Source organism: Streptomyces sp. A3M-1-3 (assembly GCF_024213665.1).
Classification (GTDB): domain Bacteria; phylum Actinomycetota; class Actinomycetes; order Streptomycetales; family Streptomycetaceae; genus Streptomyces.
Genome location: NZ_JANAVP010000014.1, coordinates 102,038 through 116,764, shown reverse-complemented (window position 1 = coordinate 116,764; position 14,727 = coordinate 102,038). Strand labels below are relative to the sequence as shown.

At 69.8% G+C, this 14,727-nt stretch carries 17 protein-coding genes and 1 pseudogene; 6 read left to right on the top strand and 12 right to left on the bottom strand.

The window, feature by feature from the left end:
* Nucleotides 1-33: 33 nt before the first annotated feature.
* From groES to NLX86_RS18050, 3 genes are all read right to left on the bottom strand, one after another.
* Complete coding sequence (gene groES, locus NLX86_RS18060) at nucleotides 34-342, bottom strand: co-chaperone GroES (protein WP_019329594.1); 309 nt, start codon at nucleotides 340-342, stop codon at nucleotides 34-36.
* 200 nt (nucleotides 343-542) lie between these two features.
* The gene (locus NLX86_RS18055) at nucleotides 543-1,496 is read right to left on the bottom strand and encodes a polysaccharide deacetylase family protein (protein WP_254372735.1); all 954 of its coding nucleotides are present in this window, start codon (nucleotides 1,494-1,496) and stop codon (nucleotides 543-545) included.
* Nucleotides 1,493-2,431 carry a polysaccharide deacetylase family protein gene (locus NLX86_RS18050; protein WP_254372734.1) on the bottom strand — a complete coding sequence of 313 codons (939 nt, stop codon included), beginning with the start codon at nucleotides 2,429-2,431 and terminating at the stop codon, nucleotides 1,493-1,495. Before NLX86_RS18050 ends, NLX86_RS18055 begins: the two co-directional genes overlap by 4 nt.
* Before the next feature lie 91 nt (nucleotides 2,432-2,522).
* Between NLX86_RS18050 and NLX86_RS18045 the strand changes: the two genes are divergently transcribed.
* Both NLX86_RS18045 and NLX86_RS18040 read left to right on the top strand, forming a co-directional pair.
* The gene (locus NLX86_RS18045; RefSeq protein ID WP_254372733.1) at nucleotides 2,523-3,764 is read left to right on the top strand and encodes a methyltransferase domain-containing protein; all 1,242 of its coding nucleotides are present in this window, start codon (nucleotides 2,523-2,525) and stop codon (nucleotides 3,762-3,764) included.
* Between the two features lie 106 nt (nucleotides 3,765-3,870).
* Nucleotides 3,871-5,565, top strand: a complete 1,695-nt coding sequence (locus NLX86_RS18040) for a glycosyltransferase family 2 protein (RefSeq protein ID WP_254372785.1) — start codon at nucleotides 3,871-3,873, stop codon at nucleotides 5,563-5,565.
* Here the strand turns inward: NLX86_RS18040 and NLX86_RS18035 are convergent.
* From NLX86_RS18035 to NLX86_RS18015, 5 genes and pseudogenes are all read right to left on the bottom strand, one after another.
* Nucleotides 5,559-6,476 (bottom strand): annotated as a pseudogene (locus tag NLX86_RS18035) (sorbosone dehydrogenase family protein); the annotation flags it as partial. The gene NLX86_RS18040 and the pseudogene NLX86_RS18035 overlap by 7 nt on opposite strands.
* 110 nt (nucleotides 6,477-6,586) lie before the next feature.
* A complete protein-coding gene (locus NLX86_RS18030; RefSeq protein WP_254372732.1) occupies nucleotides 6,587-7,573 on the bottom strand; it encodes a glycoside hydrolase family 5 protein in 987 nt (328 codons plus the stop codon).
* 200 nt (nucleotides 7,574-7,773) lie between these two features.
* Complete coding sequence (locus NLX86_RS18025) at nucleotides 7,774-8,373, bottom strand: hypothetical protein (RefSeq protein ID WP_254372731.1); 600 nt, start codon at nucleotides 8,371-8,373, stop codon at nucleotides 7,774-7,776.
* A gap of 89 nt (nucleotides 8,374-8,462) precedes the next feature.
* On the bottom strand, nucleotides 8,463-8,642 hold the full coding sequence (locus NLX86_RS18020) for a DUF397 domain-containing protein (RefSeq protein ID WP_308409606.1): 180 nt from the start codon (nucleotides 8,640-8,642) through the stop codon (nucleotides 8,463-8,465).
* Nucleotides 8,636-9,451: a helix-turn-helix transcriptional regulator gene (locus NLX86_RS18015; protein WP_254372730.1), complete on the bottom strand. Its 816-nt coding sequence runs from the start codon at nucleotides 9,449-9,451 to the stop codon at nucleotides 8,636-8,638. The genes NLX86_RS18020 and NLX86_RS18015 overlap by 7 nt, the downstream gene beginning before the upstream one ends.
* Nucleotides 9,452-9,744: 293 nt before the next feature.
* Here NLX86_RS18015 and NLX86_RS34465 point away from each other — a divergent pair, with 293 nt between their 5' ends.
* The 3 genes from NLX86_RS34465 to NLX86_RS18005 all read left to right on the top strand — a co-directional run bounded on the left by NLX86_RS34465 (nucleotide 9,745) and on the right by NLX86_RS18005 (nucleotide 10,938).
* On the top strand, nucleotides 9,745-9,870 hold the full coding sequence (locus NLX86_RS34465; protein ID WP_302061458.1) for a hypothetical protein: 126 nt from the start codon (nucleotides 9,745-9,747) through the stop codon (nucleotides 9,868-9,870).
* A 119-nt stretch (nucleotides 9,871-9,989) separates the two neighbouring features.
* Nucleotides 9,990-10,580: a TetR/AcrR family transcriptional regulator gene (locus NLX86_RS18010; protein ID WP_254372729.1), complete on the top strand. Its 591-nt coding sequence runs from the start codon at nucleotides 9,990-9,992 to the stop codon at nucleotides 10,578-10,580.
* Nucleotide 10,581: 1 nt separating this feature from the next.
* The gene (locus tag NLX86_RS18005) at nucleotides 10,582-10,938 is read left to right on the top strand and encodes a hypothetical protein (RefSeq protein ID WP_254372728.1); all 357 of its coding nucleotides are present in this window, start codon (nucleotides 10,582-10,584) and stop codon (nucleotides 10,936-10,938) included.
* 371 nt (nucleotides 10,939-11,309) lie between these two features.
* Here the strand turns inward: NLX86_RS18005 and NLX86_RS18000 are convergent, their stop codons facing one another.
* The 4 genes from NLX86_RS18000 to tsaB are packed head-to-tail and all read right to left on the bottom strand — an operon-like array spanning nucleotide 11,310 to nucleotide 13,906.
* Complete coding sequence (locus tag NLX86_RS18000; protein WP_254372727.1) at nucleotides 11,310-11,576, bottom strand: hypothetical protein; 267 nt, start codon at nucleotides 11,574-11,576, stop codon at nucleotides 11,310-11,312.
* The gene (gene tsaD / locus NLX86_RS17995) at nucleotides 11,573-12,688 is read right to left on the bottom strand and encodes a tRNA (adenosine(37)-N6)-threonylcarbamoyltransferase complex transferase subunit TsaD (RefSeq protein WP_254372726.1); all 1,116 of its coding nucleotides are present in this window, start codon (nucleotides 12,686-12,688) and stop codon (nucleotides 11,573-11,575) included. The genes NLX86_RS18000 and tsaD overlap by 4 nt, the downstream gene beginning before the upstream one ends.
* Entirely contained in the window at nucleotides 12,681-13,202 is a 522-nt protein-coding gene (rimI, locus tag NLX86_RS17990) for a ribosomal protein S18-alanine N-acetyltransferase (RefSeq protein ID WP_254372784.1), read from the bottom strand. Before rimI ends, tsaD begins: the two co-directional genes overlap by 8 nt.
* 35 nt (nucleotides 13,203-13,237) lie before the next feature.
* The gene (gene tsaB / locus NLX86_RS17985) at nucleotides 13,238-13,906 is read right to left on the bottom strand and encodes a tRNA (adenosine(37)-N6)-threonylcarbamoyltransferase complex dimerization subunit type 1 TsaB (RefSeq protein WP_254372725.1); all 669 of its coding nucleotides are present in this window, start codon (nucleotides 13,904-13,906) and stop codon (nucleotides 13,238-13,240) included.
* A gap of 122 nt (nucleotides 13,907-14,028) precedes the next feature.
* On the opposite strand from tsaB, the gene NLX86_RS17980 reads away from it, so the two are divergent.
* On the top strand, nucleotides 14,029-14,589 hold the full coding sequence (locus NLX86_RS17980; protein ID WP_254372724.1) for a hypothetical protein: 561 nt from the start codon (nucleotides 14,029-14,031) through the stop codon (nucleotides 14,587-14,589).
* The last annotated feature ends 138 nt before the right edge of the window (nucleotides 14,590-14,727 follow it).

The window sequence follows — 14,727 nt, the reverse complement described above, 5'->3', positions numbered from 1 at the left end:
GCACGGGGCGCAGATCAGAAAACTTCGGCTGAATTACTTCTCGACGATCGCGAGAACGTCGCGAGCCGAGAGGACGAGGTACTCCTCGCCGTTGTACTTCACCTCGGTGCCGCCGTACTTGCTGTACAGCACGACGTCGCCGACGGACACGTCGAGCGGAAGACGGTTGCCGTCCTCGAAGCGGCCCGGGCCCACGGCCAGGACGACGCCCTCCTGGGGCTTCTCCTTGGCAGTGTCCGGAATGACCAGGCCAGAGGCCGTGGTCTGCTCGGCGTCGAGCGGCTGGACCACAATGCGGTCCTCGAGCGGCTTGATGGCAACCTTGGAGCTGGCGGTCGTCACGATCCGACCTCCCCCTTCGGAGATCTCACGGGGTTAACTGTCTTGGTGGCGACCAGGTCGATCCGTCGTCGCGGGTGCCGGACCTGCCCGTCGCTGTGTTGGCACTCTCCAGTGGTGAGTGCCAGGGCCGAGACTATGCGGCGGTTAGCACTCGGTCAAGCGGAGTGCCAACGTGGCCACGGTGAATCGCTCCGAGACAGTCAGAGATAGTCCTCGAGGAGGCCGATCCGGAAGCCCTGCTCCTGGATCCGGCGCAGCATCTGCGTCGTCATCTCGGTGATCGTCGAGCCCTTGAGCTCACCGGGGCCGCGGAAGTGCGCGAGCACGATGTCGCCGGGCCGCAGCCTGTCGCCCTCCGCGTACCGCAGATTGTGTATCTGCATCGAGACCCGCCACAGTACGACCGAACTCACCCCGCAGTCGGCCGCCGCCCGCAGGGTGTCGTCGTTGTAGTTGCCGAACGGCGGCCGGAACAGCCGCGGCTTCGTCCCGAAGCGGGCCTTCAACCGGTGCTGCTGCCCGCAGATCTCCGCGCGCTGCTTCGCGTACGTGAGCGTGCGCAGGTTCGGGTGGGTGAGGGTGTGGTTCTCTATCGTGCTGCCCAGGTCCCGCAGCCGCTCGAAGTGGCCGTACCCCTTCGAGGCCACGCTGTCCGTCAGGAACATGCTGAGCGGCAGCTTCAGGTCGGCGGCCATCCTCAGGAACTCCGGGTCGCGTTCCGCGCCGTCGTCGAAGGTGAGGAAGACGACCTTCTCGTCGGTCGGGACGCGGTCCACCACCGAGGGCAGCCCCGGCCCTGCCGCCGGCAGTACGGGCTTGCGGGCCGGCTTCGGCGCGAAGGCGAGCGGCGCCTTCAGCCCCCATCGGGTGTGCGCCCCGGGGGCGGCGGACGGCCCCTCGGCGCCTTCCGGCGTGGGGCCTCCCGCCGTGGGGCCCTCCGCCGTGGGGCCCTCCGCCGTGGGGCCTCCCGCCGTGGGGCCTCCCGCCGTGGGGCCTCCCGCTGTGGGGCCCTCCGCCGTGGATTCCTGTTCCTGCCTCCCCTCGGCGGCCTTCCTGCCCAGCCGCTCGATCGGGTCCACCGACTGCGAGCACGCGGCGAGCACGAGCACGCCGGCTGCCAGCGTTCCGGCCAGCAGCCGGGGCGTGCTTGTCACAGGTAGTCCTCCAGCCTGGCCACGGCGTACCCCTTGTCCGTGATCGTCTTCATGACCCGCCGGATCATGTCAGGCATGGTTCCGTTCCAGTCCTCCCGCCCCCTGAAATGCGTGAGGATGATGTCACCGGGGTGCAGATCGCGGTCCCACTCGCGCCACTCCATCCGGTCCGGGAAAGCTTCGGCGGCCCACAGCGGGACCGCCTTGACGCCGCACGACTTGGCTGCGCGCAGGGTCTTGGCGTTGTAGTTGCCGTACGGCGGGCGGAACAGTTCCGGGCGCTTGCCGTACCGCTTCTCGAGGACGGCCTGCTGGCCGCAGATCTCCTCACGCTGCTCCGCGAACGAAAGCGCGGGCAGGTAGCGGTGGTTGAGGGTGTGGTTGTGCAGCGTGACGCCGAGGTCCTGCATCTTCTCGAAGTACGCGTGGTCGTCGCGCACCAGGTAGTCGCTGAGGAACGCGCTGTACGGGATGCGCAGTTCGCTCATCATCCGCAACAGCCGGGGGTCCTTCTCGGCGCCGTCGTCGATCGTCAGGAAGACGATCTTCTCCTTGGTCGGGACGGTGGTGAACACGGGCGGCAGGCCCGGCCCGGCCTCGAAGCCCTTGCGCGTCTTGATCTCCGGTTTCACGGCGGGCGGCGCGGGTGCGATGAGCGGAACCTTCTTCAGGCCCCACCGCTCGGCCGCGGCGCGCCGGGCGACCTCGGCGCGCCGGAGCTTCTCCGCGTACGCGGCGAGCGCACCCGCCGCGCCCTGTGGCGCGTTCGCGCCCGGCCGGCCGGGGGCCGGTTTCTCGCCCGCGGATTCGGTGGTCCCGACGCAGCCGGAGCCGAGTGCGGCGACGAGGAGACCGGCCAGGGCGATCCGGAAGCGCCACCACCGCCGGAACGCGGCATTTCTAGCGGATTTTCCCTTTTGTCTTACTAGCTGCATGGCGCCGCATCCTGTCAGCGCAGGGCCACCGCTCCCTGCCGACACCGCCACCGGGCGCGCACCATCCACCTACTGGCCCACAATGGACCGGGTGAACGACCTCGAATCCTTCTCCGCGCTGCTCACCGACGAGGGCCGGGCGCTCCTCGACTCTCTAAGGGAGTACGACCCCGCGAACGAGCTCGCGACCGCCACCCGGCTGCGCCGCGAGCACCCGGCCGAACTGGTCTCGGCGGCGCTGGGGCAGGCGCGGCTGCGGCAGCGGGCGGTGGCGAAGTTCGGTGCCGAGGACGCGTTCCGGATGTTCTTCACCCCGAACGGCGTCGAGCAGGCGACCCGTACCTCGGTCGCCGCCCACCGCGCCCGCCGGTTCGCCTCCCTCGGCGTACGCGGCGTGGCCGACCTCTGCTGCGGCATCGGCGGCGACGCGATCGCGCTGGCGCGCGCCGGTGTGTCCGTACTGGCCGTCGACCGGGACCCGCTGACCTGCGCGGTCGCCCGCGCCAACGCCGAGGTCCTGGGCCTGGCGGACCTCATCTCCGTGCGCTGCGCGGACGTCACGGAGGTCGACACCTCGGCGTACGACGCGGTGTTCGTCGACCCGGCCAGGCGCGGCGGCAGTCCGAGAGGGGTCGCGCGCAGCGCGTCGTTGAGGGGCGGTGGTCGGGCGACGGGTGGGCGAATCTTCGACCCCGAGGCGTACTCGCCGCCGCTCTCCTGGGCCATCGAGGCGGCCCGCACGGCTCCGCACGCAGCCCTCAAGATCGCCCCCGGGGTCCCGCACGAGGCCATCCCCGGCGACGCCGAGGCGGAGTGGATCTCGGACGGCGGCGACGTCAAGGAGGCGGTCCTCTGGTTCGGCACCGCCCCCGGCTCGGTCCGCGCGACGCTGCTCCCGGACGGGGCCGCCCTGTGGACCGCCGAGCCGCTCCCTGATCCTCAGCCGGGCCCGGTGGGTCGCTACCTGTACGAGCCGGACGGCGCGGTGATCCGGGCGCATCTGGTGGCCGAGGTGGCGGAGAAGGTGGGCGGCCGGCTGATCGACGAGACGATCGCCTACCTCACCTCGGACGAGCTGCACGCGACGCCGTTCGCCACCGCCTACGAGATCACCGACGTACTCCCGTTCAACCTGAAGAAGCTGAAGGCCCTGCTGCGTGAGCGTGAAGTCGGCGTCCTCACCGTCAAGAAGCGCGGCTCCGCCGTCGAACCGGAGGAACTGCGCCGCCGGGTGAAGCTGCACGGCCCGCACGCCGCCACGGTCGTCCTGACCCGGGTCGCCGGCGCCCCGACGATGCTGATCGGCGGCCCGGCCCCGGCCCCGGCGCCCTAAAGGAACAAACGTTGCAGCAATCGGCCGAACCGGACGTGCGCATTCCGCTCCGGCTGACTGTCGTGGGAGGTGACCGACCTGCCGGCCCAAGGAGCTGCACGTGCGGATGCCAGCTGTCGAACACGCCGGCCGAGTGGACGGGCAGACGGCACCCTCCGTACTCCCGCAGCCCCCGGACGACCAGGAGAAGCACTCCTACGCCGGGCGCCGTCTGTGGGTGCTCACCGGCAGCTCGCTGATCAGCGTCGGCTGTCTGGCCGTCAGCCAGTTCCGGCAGGTCCAGTCATCACCGTGGCTATGGGTCTTCCTGCCGTTCCTGGTCTTCACCCTCCTGTACTACCTGACGTCCCTGCGCGTGAACGCCTTCACCACCGACTTCGACCTGGCCGAGCACCGCCGGCTGGTGCGGGACTGGCATCCGGTGCGGTACCCGGCCGTCGGCGTCCTGCTGCCGGTGTGCGGCGAGCCCGTCGACGTACTGCGGAACACCTGGACCCACGTGCACAGGCTCACCGGCCACTACCGCGGCACCGTCACCGCGTACGTACTGGACGACTCCGGCAACCCCGAGCTCGCCGCCCTGGCCGCCGAATTCGGCTTCGTCCACGGCAGCCGGCCCAACCGCGGCTGGTACAAGAAAGCCGGCAACCTCCACTACGGGCTGAGCATCTCCGACGAGGAATACGTCCTGATCCTCGACGCCGACTTCGCCCCCCGCGCCGACCTCCTGGACGAGCTGCTGCCCTACCTGGAACAGGACCCGCTGACCGGCATCGTCCAGTCGCCGCAGTTCTTCCGCGTGCTGCCACGGCAGACATGGATCGAGCGCGGGGCAGGCGCGGTCCAAGAGCTGTTCTACCGCGCCATCCAGGTCTCGCGGCAACGCCGTGACGGCGCCATCTGCGTCGGAAGCTGCGCGGTGTACCGCCGCGCCGCACTCCAGGCCAACGGCGGCACCACCCTGATCGAACACTCGGAGGACGTCCACACCGGCTTCGACCTGAACCGCCTGGGCTGGACCCTGCGCTACGTACCGATCCCGCTGGCCACCGGCATCTGCCCGGACAGCGTCAGCGCGTTCTTCCACCAGCAGTACCGGTGGTGCTCAGGCTCCATGAGCCTGCTGGGAAGCCGAAAGTTCTGGAATGCCGAACTCCGGCTCGCCACCCGCCTCTGCTACATCTCGGGCTTCCTCTACTACCTGCACACCGCGCTGTTCACGTTCCTTGCCCCGCTGATCCCCATCACCCTGCTGGTCGCCCTGCCCGGCCATCTCAAGGTCGAGTACACGCTGCTGGTCCTGCCCAGCGTCCTGTACACCACCGTCATCTTCCCCTGGTGGCACAACTGCCCCTACCGGCTCGAAGCATGGGCGGCGCGCATGCTGTACGGCTGGGCGCACGTGTTCGCCGTCTGGGACATCCTGCGCGGCAGACGCATGAGCTGGCGGCCCACCGGCTCGGCAACCGCCAAACAGGACGCCAGCCGTCGGCTGTGGACCGGTATCCGCCTCTGGAACGGCGGCACAGCCGTGGCCTGGGTGGGCACCGCACTGTGGCGCATGCTCACCCTGCACCCGCCCGACTTCGTCCTCATCCTGTGCTGCGGACTGTTCTACGCCGCCATCGTCGCCCGCGTGCTGATCCCCGGCGAGGCCACCCGGCCACGGCCACGCCGCTACTTGAGCGCGACCTCGAACACCTTGTCCCCGTCCTTGTCCCCGTCCTTGCCCGCCCGGTCGGTGGTGATCCACAGACTGCTGCGGCCCGGCACCTTCTCGGCGAGGCGCATCCGGCCATGAGCCTTGACGTAGTACGCGACCGGTTTGCCGGTGGTGGTGCCGGTGACCGGAATGCGCCACAGCCGCTCGCCGCGCAACGCCGCGACGTACAGGGCGCCATGGGCGTACGTGAGGCCGCTCGGCACGGCGTCGACGGGGCGCCACTGCTGCTTGGGGTTGGTCATACCGGCGACGGAGCAGGCGCCCTCGCAGGTCGGCCAGCCGTAGTTCTTCCCCGGCCTGATGAGGTTGACCTCGTCGTACGTGTCCTTGCCGATCTCGGTCTCCCACAGGCGGCCGTGCGCGTCCCAGGCGATGCCCTGCGGGTTGCGGTGGCCGTAGGAGTAGACGAGGGTGCCGAACGGGTTGCCGGGGGCCGGTTTGCCGGCGGTGGTCATGCGCAGGACCTTGCCGTTGAGGGACTTCTTGTCCTGCGCGTCGCGGGGCGTCCAGGCATCGCCGGTGGTGGCGTACAGATAGCCGTCCGGGCCGAACTTGATACGGCCGCCGTTCTTCCCGCCCTTCTTGATGCCGGTGACGAGCGTCTTGTAGCCGCTGAGCTTTGAGCCGTCGTAGACCATCCGGGCGATCCGGTTGCCCTCCTTGGCCGCGTGGTAGATGTAGATGTAGTGGTCGCGGCTCCAGTTGGGCGACACGGCGATACTGCGCAGCCCGCTCTCAGGCTTGGCGTTCACCACGTACGGCACGGTGCCGACCTTGGTCTTGACCCCGGACCGGGTGAGCTTGAAGATCTTGAAAGAGTCCCGCTCATTGATCAGCGCTGAGCCGTCGGGCAGCCAGCTCAGGCCCCAGGGAATATTCCACCCGGACGAGATGGCCCTGATACCGGACGGCACTTTGCCGGCGCCGGCGTCGGCGCCGGCGCCGGGCAGGATCGGAGCGGCATTGCCGGTCCCGGTGAGCGGCACCATCAGTCCGGCGACCGCGGCTGCCACGGCGCGCACTCTGCTGGTTCGGAGAAAACGTGGGACGGACACTGCACAACCTCCTGTAGGGCGGAAATGAGCGACGCGGCGCTCGCTCAGCCTCTGATCTGGTTCCTGACCCAGGCACCGGCGGGCTTGAGGACGCGGGTTCCGGCGAATGTGCGACCGCTGCAGACACCTTTGTTGAAGACCGAGAATTCACGCGCGTTGTCGGAGATGCTCCAGTTGGTCCAGCCGATCTTCTTTTTCTTCATCAGGTCGGTGTACCGCTGTGACATGGGGAAGTCGTTGCCGTAGCCCGTCCAGGACGTGGTGCCCCACTCCGTGACGAACACGGGGAGCCTGGACGAGGCGCGGTCGAGGGCCTTCAGGAACGGCTCCCCGGCCTTCGGGGCGTAGAAGTGGAACGTGTACATGATGTTGGTGGCGCGTACGGGGTCGTCGACGATGGCCTGCTCGTTGGAACCGTCGGCGAGGCCGAGCGTGGACCAGCCGGGGGTGGGCACGAGGATCACGCTGTCGCGGTCCAGGGCGCGGATCACCGGAATGACCTTCTCGGCGTAGCTCTTGATCGTCGACCAGTTCACGTGGTTGGGCTCATTGGCGATCTCGTAGAGCACATTGGACTTGCGCTTGTGCCGCTTGGCGATCTCCTTGAAGAACGCCTTCGCGTTGGCGATGTCAGCGTTCGGGTCGCCCGGATTGAGTGTGTGCCAGTCCACGATGACGTACATGCCCCGGGCGCTCGCCCGGTCGACCAATTGGCTCGCCAGGTCGGTGAACTTCTTCGGATTCTTCTCATACCCGCCCTCACGCGCGTACGTGGAGATCCGCAGGACACTCGCCTTCCAGTCGTAGGCGAACGCATCCATGGCGCGGTTCACCAGGCAATGGGGATACCACTGCGTACCGTGCGTGCTCATACCCCTGAGCTGAACGGGCTTGCCGGCCGCGCTGCACAGCTGGGTGCCGCAGACACGGACCTTGCCGTACGTCCCGACCGGAGTTCTGGCCCCGGCCGCCGCGCCGATTGCCTCGCCCCTCGCCGTATTCACGGCGAAGAGGCCGAGTACCGTAGCCATGACGAGGGTGACGCGCAGAAACCAGAAGTGAACGGAAGTGAGCGAGCGCACTCCACGCCTCCATTCGGACATTCGGGTGAGATGGCGACTGCGGGAATGCGACGTAATCGGAGCACCGCGATGCCGCAGCGTCAATTCGCTTCGGCGGAGCGGCAGGGATTATTCACTCTGCCGGCCGAAGCCCCGTATTCCCGAAGGCGTTAGAGCTGCGCGGCGCGCTTCAGCAGCAGCGTGCGCTCCCGCTCGTTCCGGGTGAGCGCCGCCGGGCGCGAACAAATGTCACGGCATCCGGCGCACTGGCCGCCCGGCAGGGCCTCCGGACGGCCCGGGATACCGCAGTTGGTGCACTCCATCAGCCGCAGCGGTACGGCGGCCGGAGCCGTCGGGACCACCGGTTCCAGCTCGGGCGGGAGCTTGTCGATCAGCCGGGTGCGGGCGAGGGCTCGCGCGCAGTGGACGACCGGTGGCAGCCCGGCCGTCAGTTCCGCGGCGCAGTCGGCCGCCGACAGCGTCATCCGCGGATCGGTACGGCCGACCTTGGCCAGCACGGCGTACGACCGCGGGCGAGCGGGCCTCGCGGGCTGCCGCTCCTGCGGTACGTCACCGGCCAGGAAGGCGGCCCACCAGTCGTTGTCCCGTGCGGTACGGGAGAAGAACGACCGGAACACCCAACGGATGCCGCCGTCCTGGTCCTTGCGTTCCCGGATACGGCGCAGATGCCCGGCGGCGGAGAGGTTGTTGAGCGCGGTCCGCACGGCGCACGGGCCGTAGTCGGCCAGCTCCTGGGCCAGGGTCTTCACAGAGATGTCCGCGCGGGCGGGTTGGGGCGGGCGGGTCAGGACCCACCACCCATTCCTTGGAAAAGGGGGCGTGTCTCGACGCCCGAAGCTCAAGCGATGTACGCGACGAACTCCGCCCAGGCGCCGACCGGAACGGCCAGCTCGGGACCGGAGTTGAGCTTCGAGTCCCGGACATGAACGGTGCCGGGACAGGCGGCGACCTCGACGCAGTCACCACCCTCGGTGCCGCTGTAGCTGGACTTGAACCACTTCAGTCCGCTGCTCACCATTCCGCCGCCACCCCTTCGATGAACCGCGCCGACTCTTCAGTGTCGAGGGCCTGCATCCGGATCATTCCATGGCGCTGAGTCAGCAAGTTGACTACTCCCGGGTCGGAGTGCAGCGCGCTCGTCGTCTGCCCCTCCTCGTACGCGAAGCGCTCATGGTCGACGTTCTCCAACAGCACCAGCGGGCCGTTCATCCCGGCATGCGCGCCCCGGTCGTTTGCCAGCACCTGTACCGAGACATTGCGCAACTCGCCCACCTCCAGCAGCCGGTGCATCTGCGTTTTCATCACGCCGGGCCCGCCCACCGGGCGGCGCAGCACCGCCTCCTCGACGACGAAGCCGAAGTACGCGGTGGGCTTGCGGATCAGCAGTTCCTGGCGCTCCATTCGGGCCGCTACCCGCTGTTCAATGGTCTCGTCGTCGAGCGGCGGATAGTGGGCGTTGAGCAGCGCCCGCGCATAGCCCTCGGTCTGCAACAGCCCCGGAATCAGCAGCGTCTGATACGAGTGAAGAGCGATCGCATCCGCCTCGCGTTCCATGAACTCCTGCGTACGCGGCGGGAACTTCTCCGGTTCCAGGAAGTTCGTCGCCGCCAGCAGCTTCCCCTCCGCCCCGAACAGCTCGTCCGCGACGCGCAGCACCTGCGGCGTCGGACGTCTCCGCCCGCACTCCATCGAGCGGACCGTGTCCTCCGCGTACCCGGCGGCCTCGGCCAGCTGCCGGCGGTTCAGCCCGGCAGCCGTACGCCACAGCTTGATCTGGTTGCCGCAGTACCGCCAGGCAGTCGGCGTCCGGGCACCCTGGTCCGTCATGGGACCCCCTCCCCCGTGTACAGCACTCTGTGTACGCGCATCGTCACTGAGCAGGCTATGCCCGCCCCAGCAGGCCGGATGCCATGAAGGACGAAACTCCCCCGACCGGGGCCCTGGTCGTCGACACGTACCGACCGGGTCGGGCACGTGATGGACCGCATCGGAAGGGTGGTCCAACTGCGCCCGCCCGGTGGCGGCGTGGAATGGGACTGTCCGCCGCAGCTGCGGCCGGCGGCCGACCGGGACGAACTCCGCGCCCGCATCAGCGAGATGAGCCGCCGACGGAGGCTGCCATGACGCCCACGACCATCCGAACCCTGCACTGGACGCTGGAGCCGGACCGCGAGCCGGACGCCGAACCGGTGATCCACCGCCCGTGGCGGGCCTGGTACGCAAACCCGGGGCGAGGGTGCATCTGAACCAGTGTCGACAGCGAGAGGCCGTGTCTCAGGAGTCTCAGATTCACGTACGGGCCAGGAGTCAAGTTTCGGAACGATCGTTCTTGACTGATCATTCTTAAACCTTTACCGTCTTGGGCATGGGAAGACCACGCGCCTTCGACGAAGACCAGGCCATCGCGGCAGCGGCCGAACTCTTCGCAGCCCACGGCTACGAGGGCACCTCGGTCGACGACCTCGTCACAGGACTCGGCGTCCACCGGGGCAGCCTCTACAAGGTGTTCGGCAGCAAGCGGGGGCTTTACCTCACCGCGCTGCGCCGCCACATCGACCAGCAGGTACTGCCCGTCGCTGCGGCGGTCGCGGCGTCTGCGAACCTGTGCCAGGCGCTCGCCTCGGCGAGCGCGGCCTACGACAGCGGCCCGGGGGCCGGACTGCTGCTACTGGCAGCAGTTGAGCGGGCACCGCACGATCCAGAGGTCGCCGCACTGGCGGCGGAAGCGTTCGAGGCCCTGGACCGAGCCATCGCAGAGGTTCTGGCCGTATCGGGCGAGACTCCCGATACAGGACCGGACCTCGCCACCGCGCTCAGCGCGACCGTCCTGGGCGTGCGCCTGCGCTCCCGCGCCGCCTCGGCCCTCCTGCCGGGCACGCCCACCAGCGCCCGGCCGGTGCTCGCCCTCGCGACCCGGATCTCTCCACTGCCCGCCAACCACCCGTCAGGAGAATGACATGGCCCGCGTCACCATCGAGAACGACACCCTCGCCGTCGAGATCGAAGGCCTCGACAAGCTGTGGGCACTCAGGAGCCGCCTCGATATCCCCCTCGCCAACGTCCGGGGTGCCACGCGTGATCCCGGCATCATCCGCGACCGCAAGGGTGTCCGAGCCCCCGGCACCCACCTCCCCGGCGTCATCACCGCGGGCACCTGGTATCACGAAGGCGAGCGCATCTTCTGGGACGTGAAGAACCCCGACGCGGCTGTCGTCATCGAGCTTGCCGATGAGCGCTACACCCGCCTCGTCATCGAGGTCGACGACCCCCGCGCCGTTGTCGCCCTCATCGAACGGGCGGCGAGCCTCCGCTGACAGACCGCCGGGCCGCGGGCCGTACCCCTGGGGCCGTCCAACAGCTTTCCCGCTCCCGGCCCACACTCCCGCAGGCGGGCGGCCCCAAACGGTCAACTCACGCTCCCGGGCAAGCCTCACCCCGGCAGCTTGATCCAGCTCCCTGTTGAAGCCGGCAGGGCTGCGGGGGCGATCTGCGCGCGACAGCCTGCCGCAACGCGGTGACGGTCGCCGCGGGCTGCGGAATCAGAGGCTGCTCGGAGGCACCGGCGGTCATACGGTCTCCCATGTACGGGATTCTGAGCCGTCCGCCCAGCCTACTCAGACCGAACGCCCACCCGGCCATCCGAACGAGCGGCGGACTACTGTCCCCTTGACCGCGCGGACGGCCGTCAGTCCGTACCAGCCGACTCGAAACGCCACCTGTGTACCGGGCGCGCGATCAACTCCGCCTCCGGCTCCGGTAGTTCCGGGAGTTCGTCGGTGAGGTTCGCCTGCCACCAGGTGATCACCAGGACCCGGTCCTGCTGCGCGCGGAAGAGCTCGCGGCGCTCCGGCTCGCGGGCGAGCTGGTCCGCCTGGGCGCGGGCCCACTCCAGCAGCTCCGGGCCCCGGCCCTCGACAGCGCGGGCCTCCCACATCAGCGCGACGGTCGTCATGAGTAGAGGTTGTCCTTGCTCAGCTCGTGCACATGGTCATGCGAATGCCCGCCACCGCCACCGGCCCCGGCCCCCGGTACGTGCGGCTCCGTCACCGGCAGCGACGAGTCCGCCGACAGGTCCCAGTCGGAAGGCCCCCGCCCCCGGGCCACCATCTCCGCGCCCAGCGCCGCGACCATCGCCCCGTTGTCCGTACACAGCTTGGGTCGCGGCACCCGCAGAATGATCCCCGCGTCGGCGCACCGCTCCTCTGCCAGCGACCGCAGCCGCGAGTTGGCCGCCACGCCCCCGCCGATCATCAGGTGGTCGACCCCCTCGTCCTTGCACGCGCGGATCGCCTTACGGGTCAGCACGTCGACCACCGCCTCCTGGAAGGACGCCGCGACATCGCGGACCGGCACCTCCTCGCCCGCGTTCCGCTTGGCCTCGATCCAGCGCGCCACCGCCGTCTTCAGCCCGGAGAAGGAGAAGTCGTACGCCGCGTCGCGCGGACCCGTCAGCCCGCGCGGGAACGCGATCGCCGCCGGGTCGCCCTCCTTCGCGAGCCGGTCGATGACCGGGCCGCCCGGGAAGCCGAGGTTCAGTACCCGCGCGATCTTGTCGAACGCCTCGCCCGCCGCGTCGTCGATGGTCGCACCCAGCGGCCGTACGTCCGACGTGATGTCGGGCGCCAGCAGCAGCGACGAGTGGCCGCCGGACACCAGCAGCGCCATCGTCGGCTCGGGCAGCGGCCCGTGCTCCAGCTGGTCGACGCAGATGTGCGAGGCCAGGTGGTTCACGCCGTACAGCGGCTTGCCGAGCGCGTACGCATACGCCTTCGCCGCCGAAACGCCCACCAGCAGCGCCCCCGCGAGCCCCGGGCCCGCCGTGACCGCGATGCCGTCGAGGTCCTTCGCACTGACCCCGGCCTTCTTCAGCGCGCGCTCGACGGTCGGCACCATCGCCTCCAGGTGCGCGCGCGAGGCGACCTCCGGCACGACGCCGCCGAAGCGCGCGTGCTCGTCGACGCTCGACGCGATCGCGTCGGCCAGCAGGGTGTGGCCGCGCACGATGCCGACGCCGGTCTCGTCGCAGGAGGTCTCAATGCCGAGGACGAGAGGTTCGTCAGCCATGGATCTCAGTTCCTTGTACAGGTCCTTGTACGGATACGGACTCGGATACGGGTTCGGATGCCGGTACGGACGACGGGTCGGTCAGCCGCATCACGAGGGCGTCCACATTGCCCGGCTGGTAGTAGCCGCGCCGAAAGCCGATCGGCTCGAAGCCGAAGCGCTCGTAGAGCCGCTGCGCACGCGTGTTGTCCACCCGCACTTCGAGCAGCACCTCGGAGCACTCGAAAGCGGTGGCGTACCGCAGCAGGTCGGTGAGCAGCCGGGCCCCGAGCCCGGTGCCCCACTGGTCGCGGGCGGCGGCGATCGTCTGTACGTCGCCGAGTCCCCCGGCGGCGGCCAGCCCCGCGTATCCGACCAGCCGGCCGGCAGCGTCCTCCGCCACCGCATAGTGGCGGGTGGCCTGCGGGCCCCGCGAGTGGGCGAGCTCGGACCAGAACATCCCGGCCGACCAGGCGTCCTCCGGGAACAGCTCGCGTTCGAGTTCCAGCACCGGCTCGATGTCCCACCAGCGCATCTCGCGCAGCTCGGCGGCAGCGGCAGCGGCGGCGCTCACTTCGGCGTAACCACCTTGTAGTTCTTGGGCACCTGCGCGTCCGGCCGGCGCAGATACATCGGCAGCGGCGCCAGGAACGCGGCGCCCGCCACCGACACCCCCGCCGCCAGCTTCTCGGCGGCCAGCGCCGCCAGCGCCGCCGCCGACTGGTGCTCGGGGCCGCGCGCGTCCGGGAAGACCTCCGGGTACAGCAGGGCGCCGGCGCCCACCGCCGGAAGCCCGGCGACATCCGCCGCGATGTCCGCGGGCCGGTCGACGGACGGCTCCGACGCGCGCGTACGGGCGTCGTCGTACCGCGCCCAGTAGACCTCCTTGCGCCGCGCGTCCGTCGCCACCACGAACGGGCCGTCGATACCGGACGCGTACGCGAGGCCGTCCAGCGTGCACAGCCCGTGCACCGGCACACCGAGCACCGAACCGAACGTCGTGGCGGTCACCAGTCCGACGCGCAGCCCGGTGTACGGGCCCGGGCCGACGCCGACGACGACGCCCGTCACCGCGTCGAGTTTCAGCCCCGCCTCGGCGAGCACCCGGTCCACGGCGGGCAGCAGCAGCTCCCCGTGCCGGCGGGCGTCGATCTGACTGGTCTCGGCGACAACGGAGTCGCCGTCGTGGAGGGCGACGGTGACGGCGGGCGTGGCGGTATCAACAGCGAGCAGGAGCACGCAAACAGCCTAGGCCCTGTCCGGCGGGGGCACGGCGCCCCGCCCCCGTGGGCACCGGCTGCTACCGTCACCACAAGTCCGTATGTACGAGTGGTGCGAGTGGTTGCGAGAGGTGGAGCAAGGTGTCACGGAGCAGCTCGGGATTCGTGGCCGGGCTCACCGCGGCGGCCCTCGCCGTGGTCGGTTTCCTCGCGTACCAGGCCTCGGCCAACGCGCCGGCGCTGCCGGTGAAGGCCAAGCCCTCCACGTCGGCCTCCGCCGAGGCGTCCACACCGCCGAAGGGGAAAGGCAAGGCCGGCTCCACGGCCGTCCCGGCCGATTCCGGTACGGGCGTACGTGTCGTCTACTCGCTCAGCGCCAAGCGCGTCTGGCTGGTGGGCGAGGCGGGTCGGCCCGTCACGACGTTCGAGGTCATGCCAAGCACGGTCAGCCCGGAGCCCGGCTCGTACAAGGTGACCTCGCGCACCGGTAAGACCACCGGATCCGACGGGGTTCCGGTCGAGCACGTCGTACGGTTCGCGAACGTCGACAGCGTCCCGGTCGGCTTCAGCGCCGCGGTGGACGGCTCGGTGCCGACCCCCGATCCGGGCCGCAAGACGGGCGGCATCCGCATGGCGCAGAGGGGCGGCGACGCGATGTGGAGGTTCGCGACGATCAACTCGAAGGTCGTCGTCGTCCCATAAGCTCACCCGTACGGAGTACGCATACCCGTAGGAGCCGCGTCACGCGGCGGCGCGTCCAGGCCCCTGCCGCTGCCCCTGCTCCGGCTCTCGGGGCGGCGTAGAAACGGCCGTCGCCGCGGCGCACGACGCCAGCAGGTC

Excerpts from the sequence above, each read along its gene's own strand:
- NLX86_RS18005 (WP_254372728.1), top strand. The coding sequence starts at position 10,582 with ATGGCCCGCGTCACCATCGAGAACGACACCCTCGCCGTCGAGATCGAA.
- NLX86_RS18015 (WP_254372730.1), bottom strand. The coding sequence starts at position 9,451 with ATGACGGACCAGGGTGCCCGGACGCCGACTGCCTGGCGGTACTGCGGC.
- NLX86_RS34465 (WP_302061458.1), top strand. The coding sequence starts at position 9,745 with ATGACGCCCACGACCATCCGAACCCTGCACTGGACGCTGGAGCCGGAC.
- rimI (WP_254372784.1), bottom strand. The coding sequence starts at position 13,202 with ATGCGCTGGTGGGACATCGAGCCGGTGCTGGAACTCGAACGCGAGCTG.
- tsaD (WP_254372726.1), bottom strand. The coding sequence starts at position 12,688 with ATGGCTGACGAACCTCTCGTCCTCGGCATTGAGACCTCCTGCGACGAG.
- NLX86_RS18030 (WP_254372732.1), bottom strand. The coding sequence starts at position 7,573 with ATGGCTACGGTACTCGGCCTCTTCGCCGTGAATACGGCGAGGGGCGAG.
- NLX86_RS18000 (WP_254372727.1), bottom strand. The coding sequence starts at position 11,576 with ATGACGACCGTCGCGCTGATGTGGGAGGCCCGCGCTGTCGAGGGCCGG.
- NLX86_RS18050 (WP_254372734.1), bottom strand. The coding sequence starts at position 2,431 with ATGCAGCTAGTAAGACAAAAGGGAAAATCCGCTAGAAATGCCGCGTTC.
- NLX86_RS18020 (WP_308409606.1), bottom strand. The coding sequence starts at position 8,642 with ATGGTGAGCAGCGGACTGAAGTGGTTCAAGTCCAGCTACAGCGGCACC.
- NLX86_RS18010 (WP_254372729.1), top strand. The coding sequence starts at position 9,990 with ATGGGAAGACCACGCGCCTTCGACGAAGACCAGGCCATCGCGGCAGCG.
- NLX86_RS18040 (WP_254372785.1), top strand. The coding sequence starts at position 3,871 with ATGCCAGCTGTCGAACACGCCGGCCGAGTGGACGGGCAGACGGCACCC.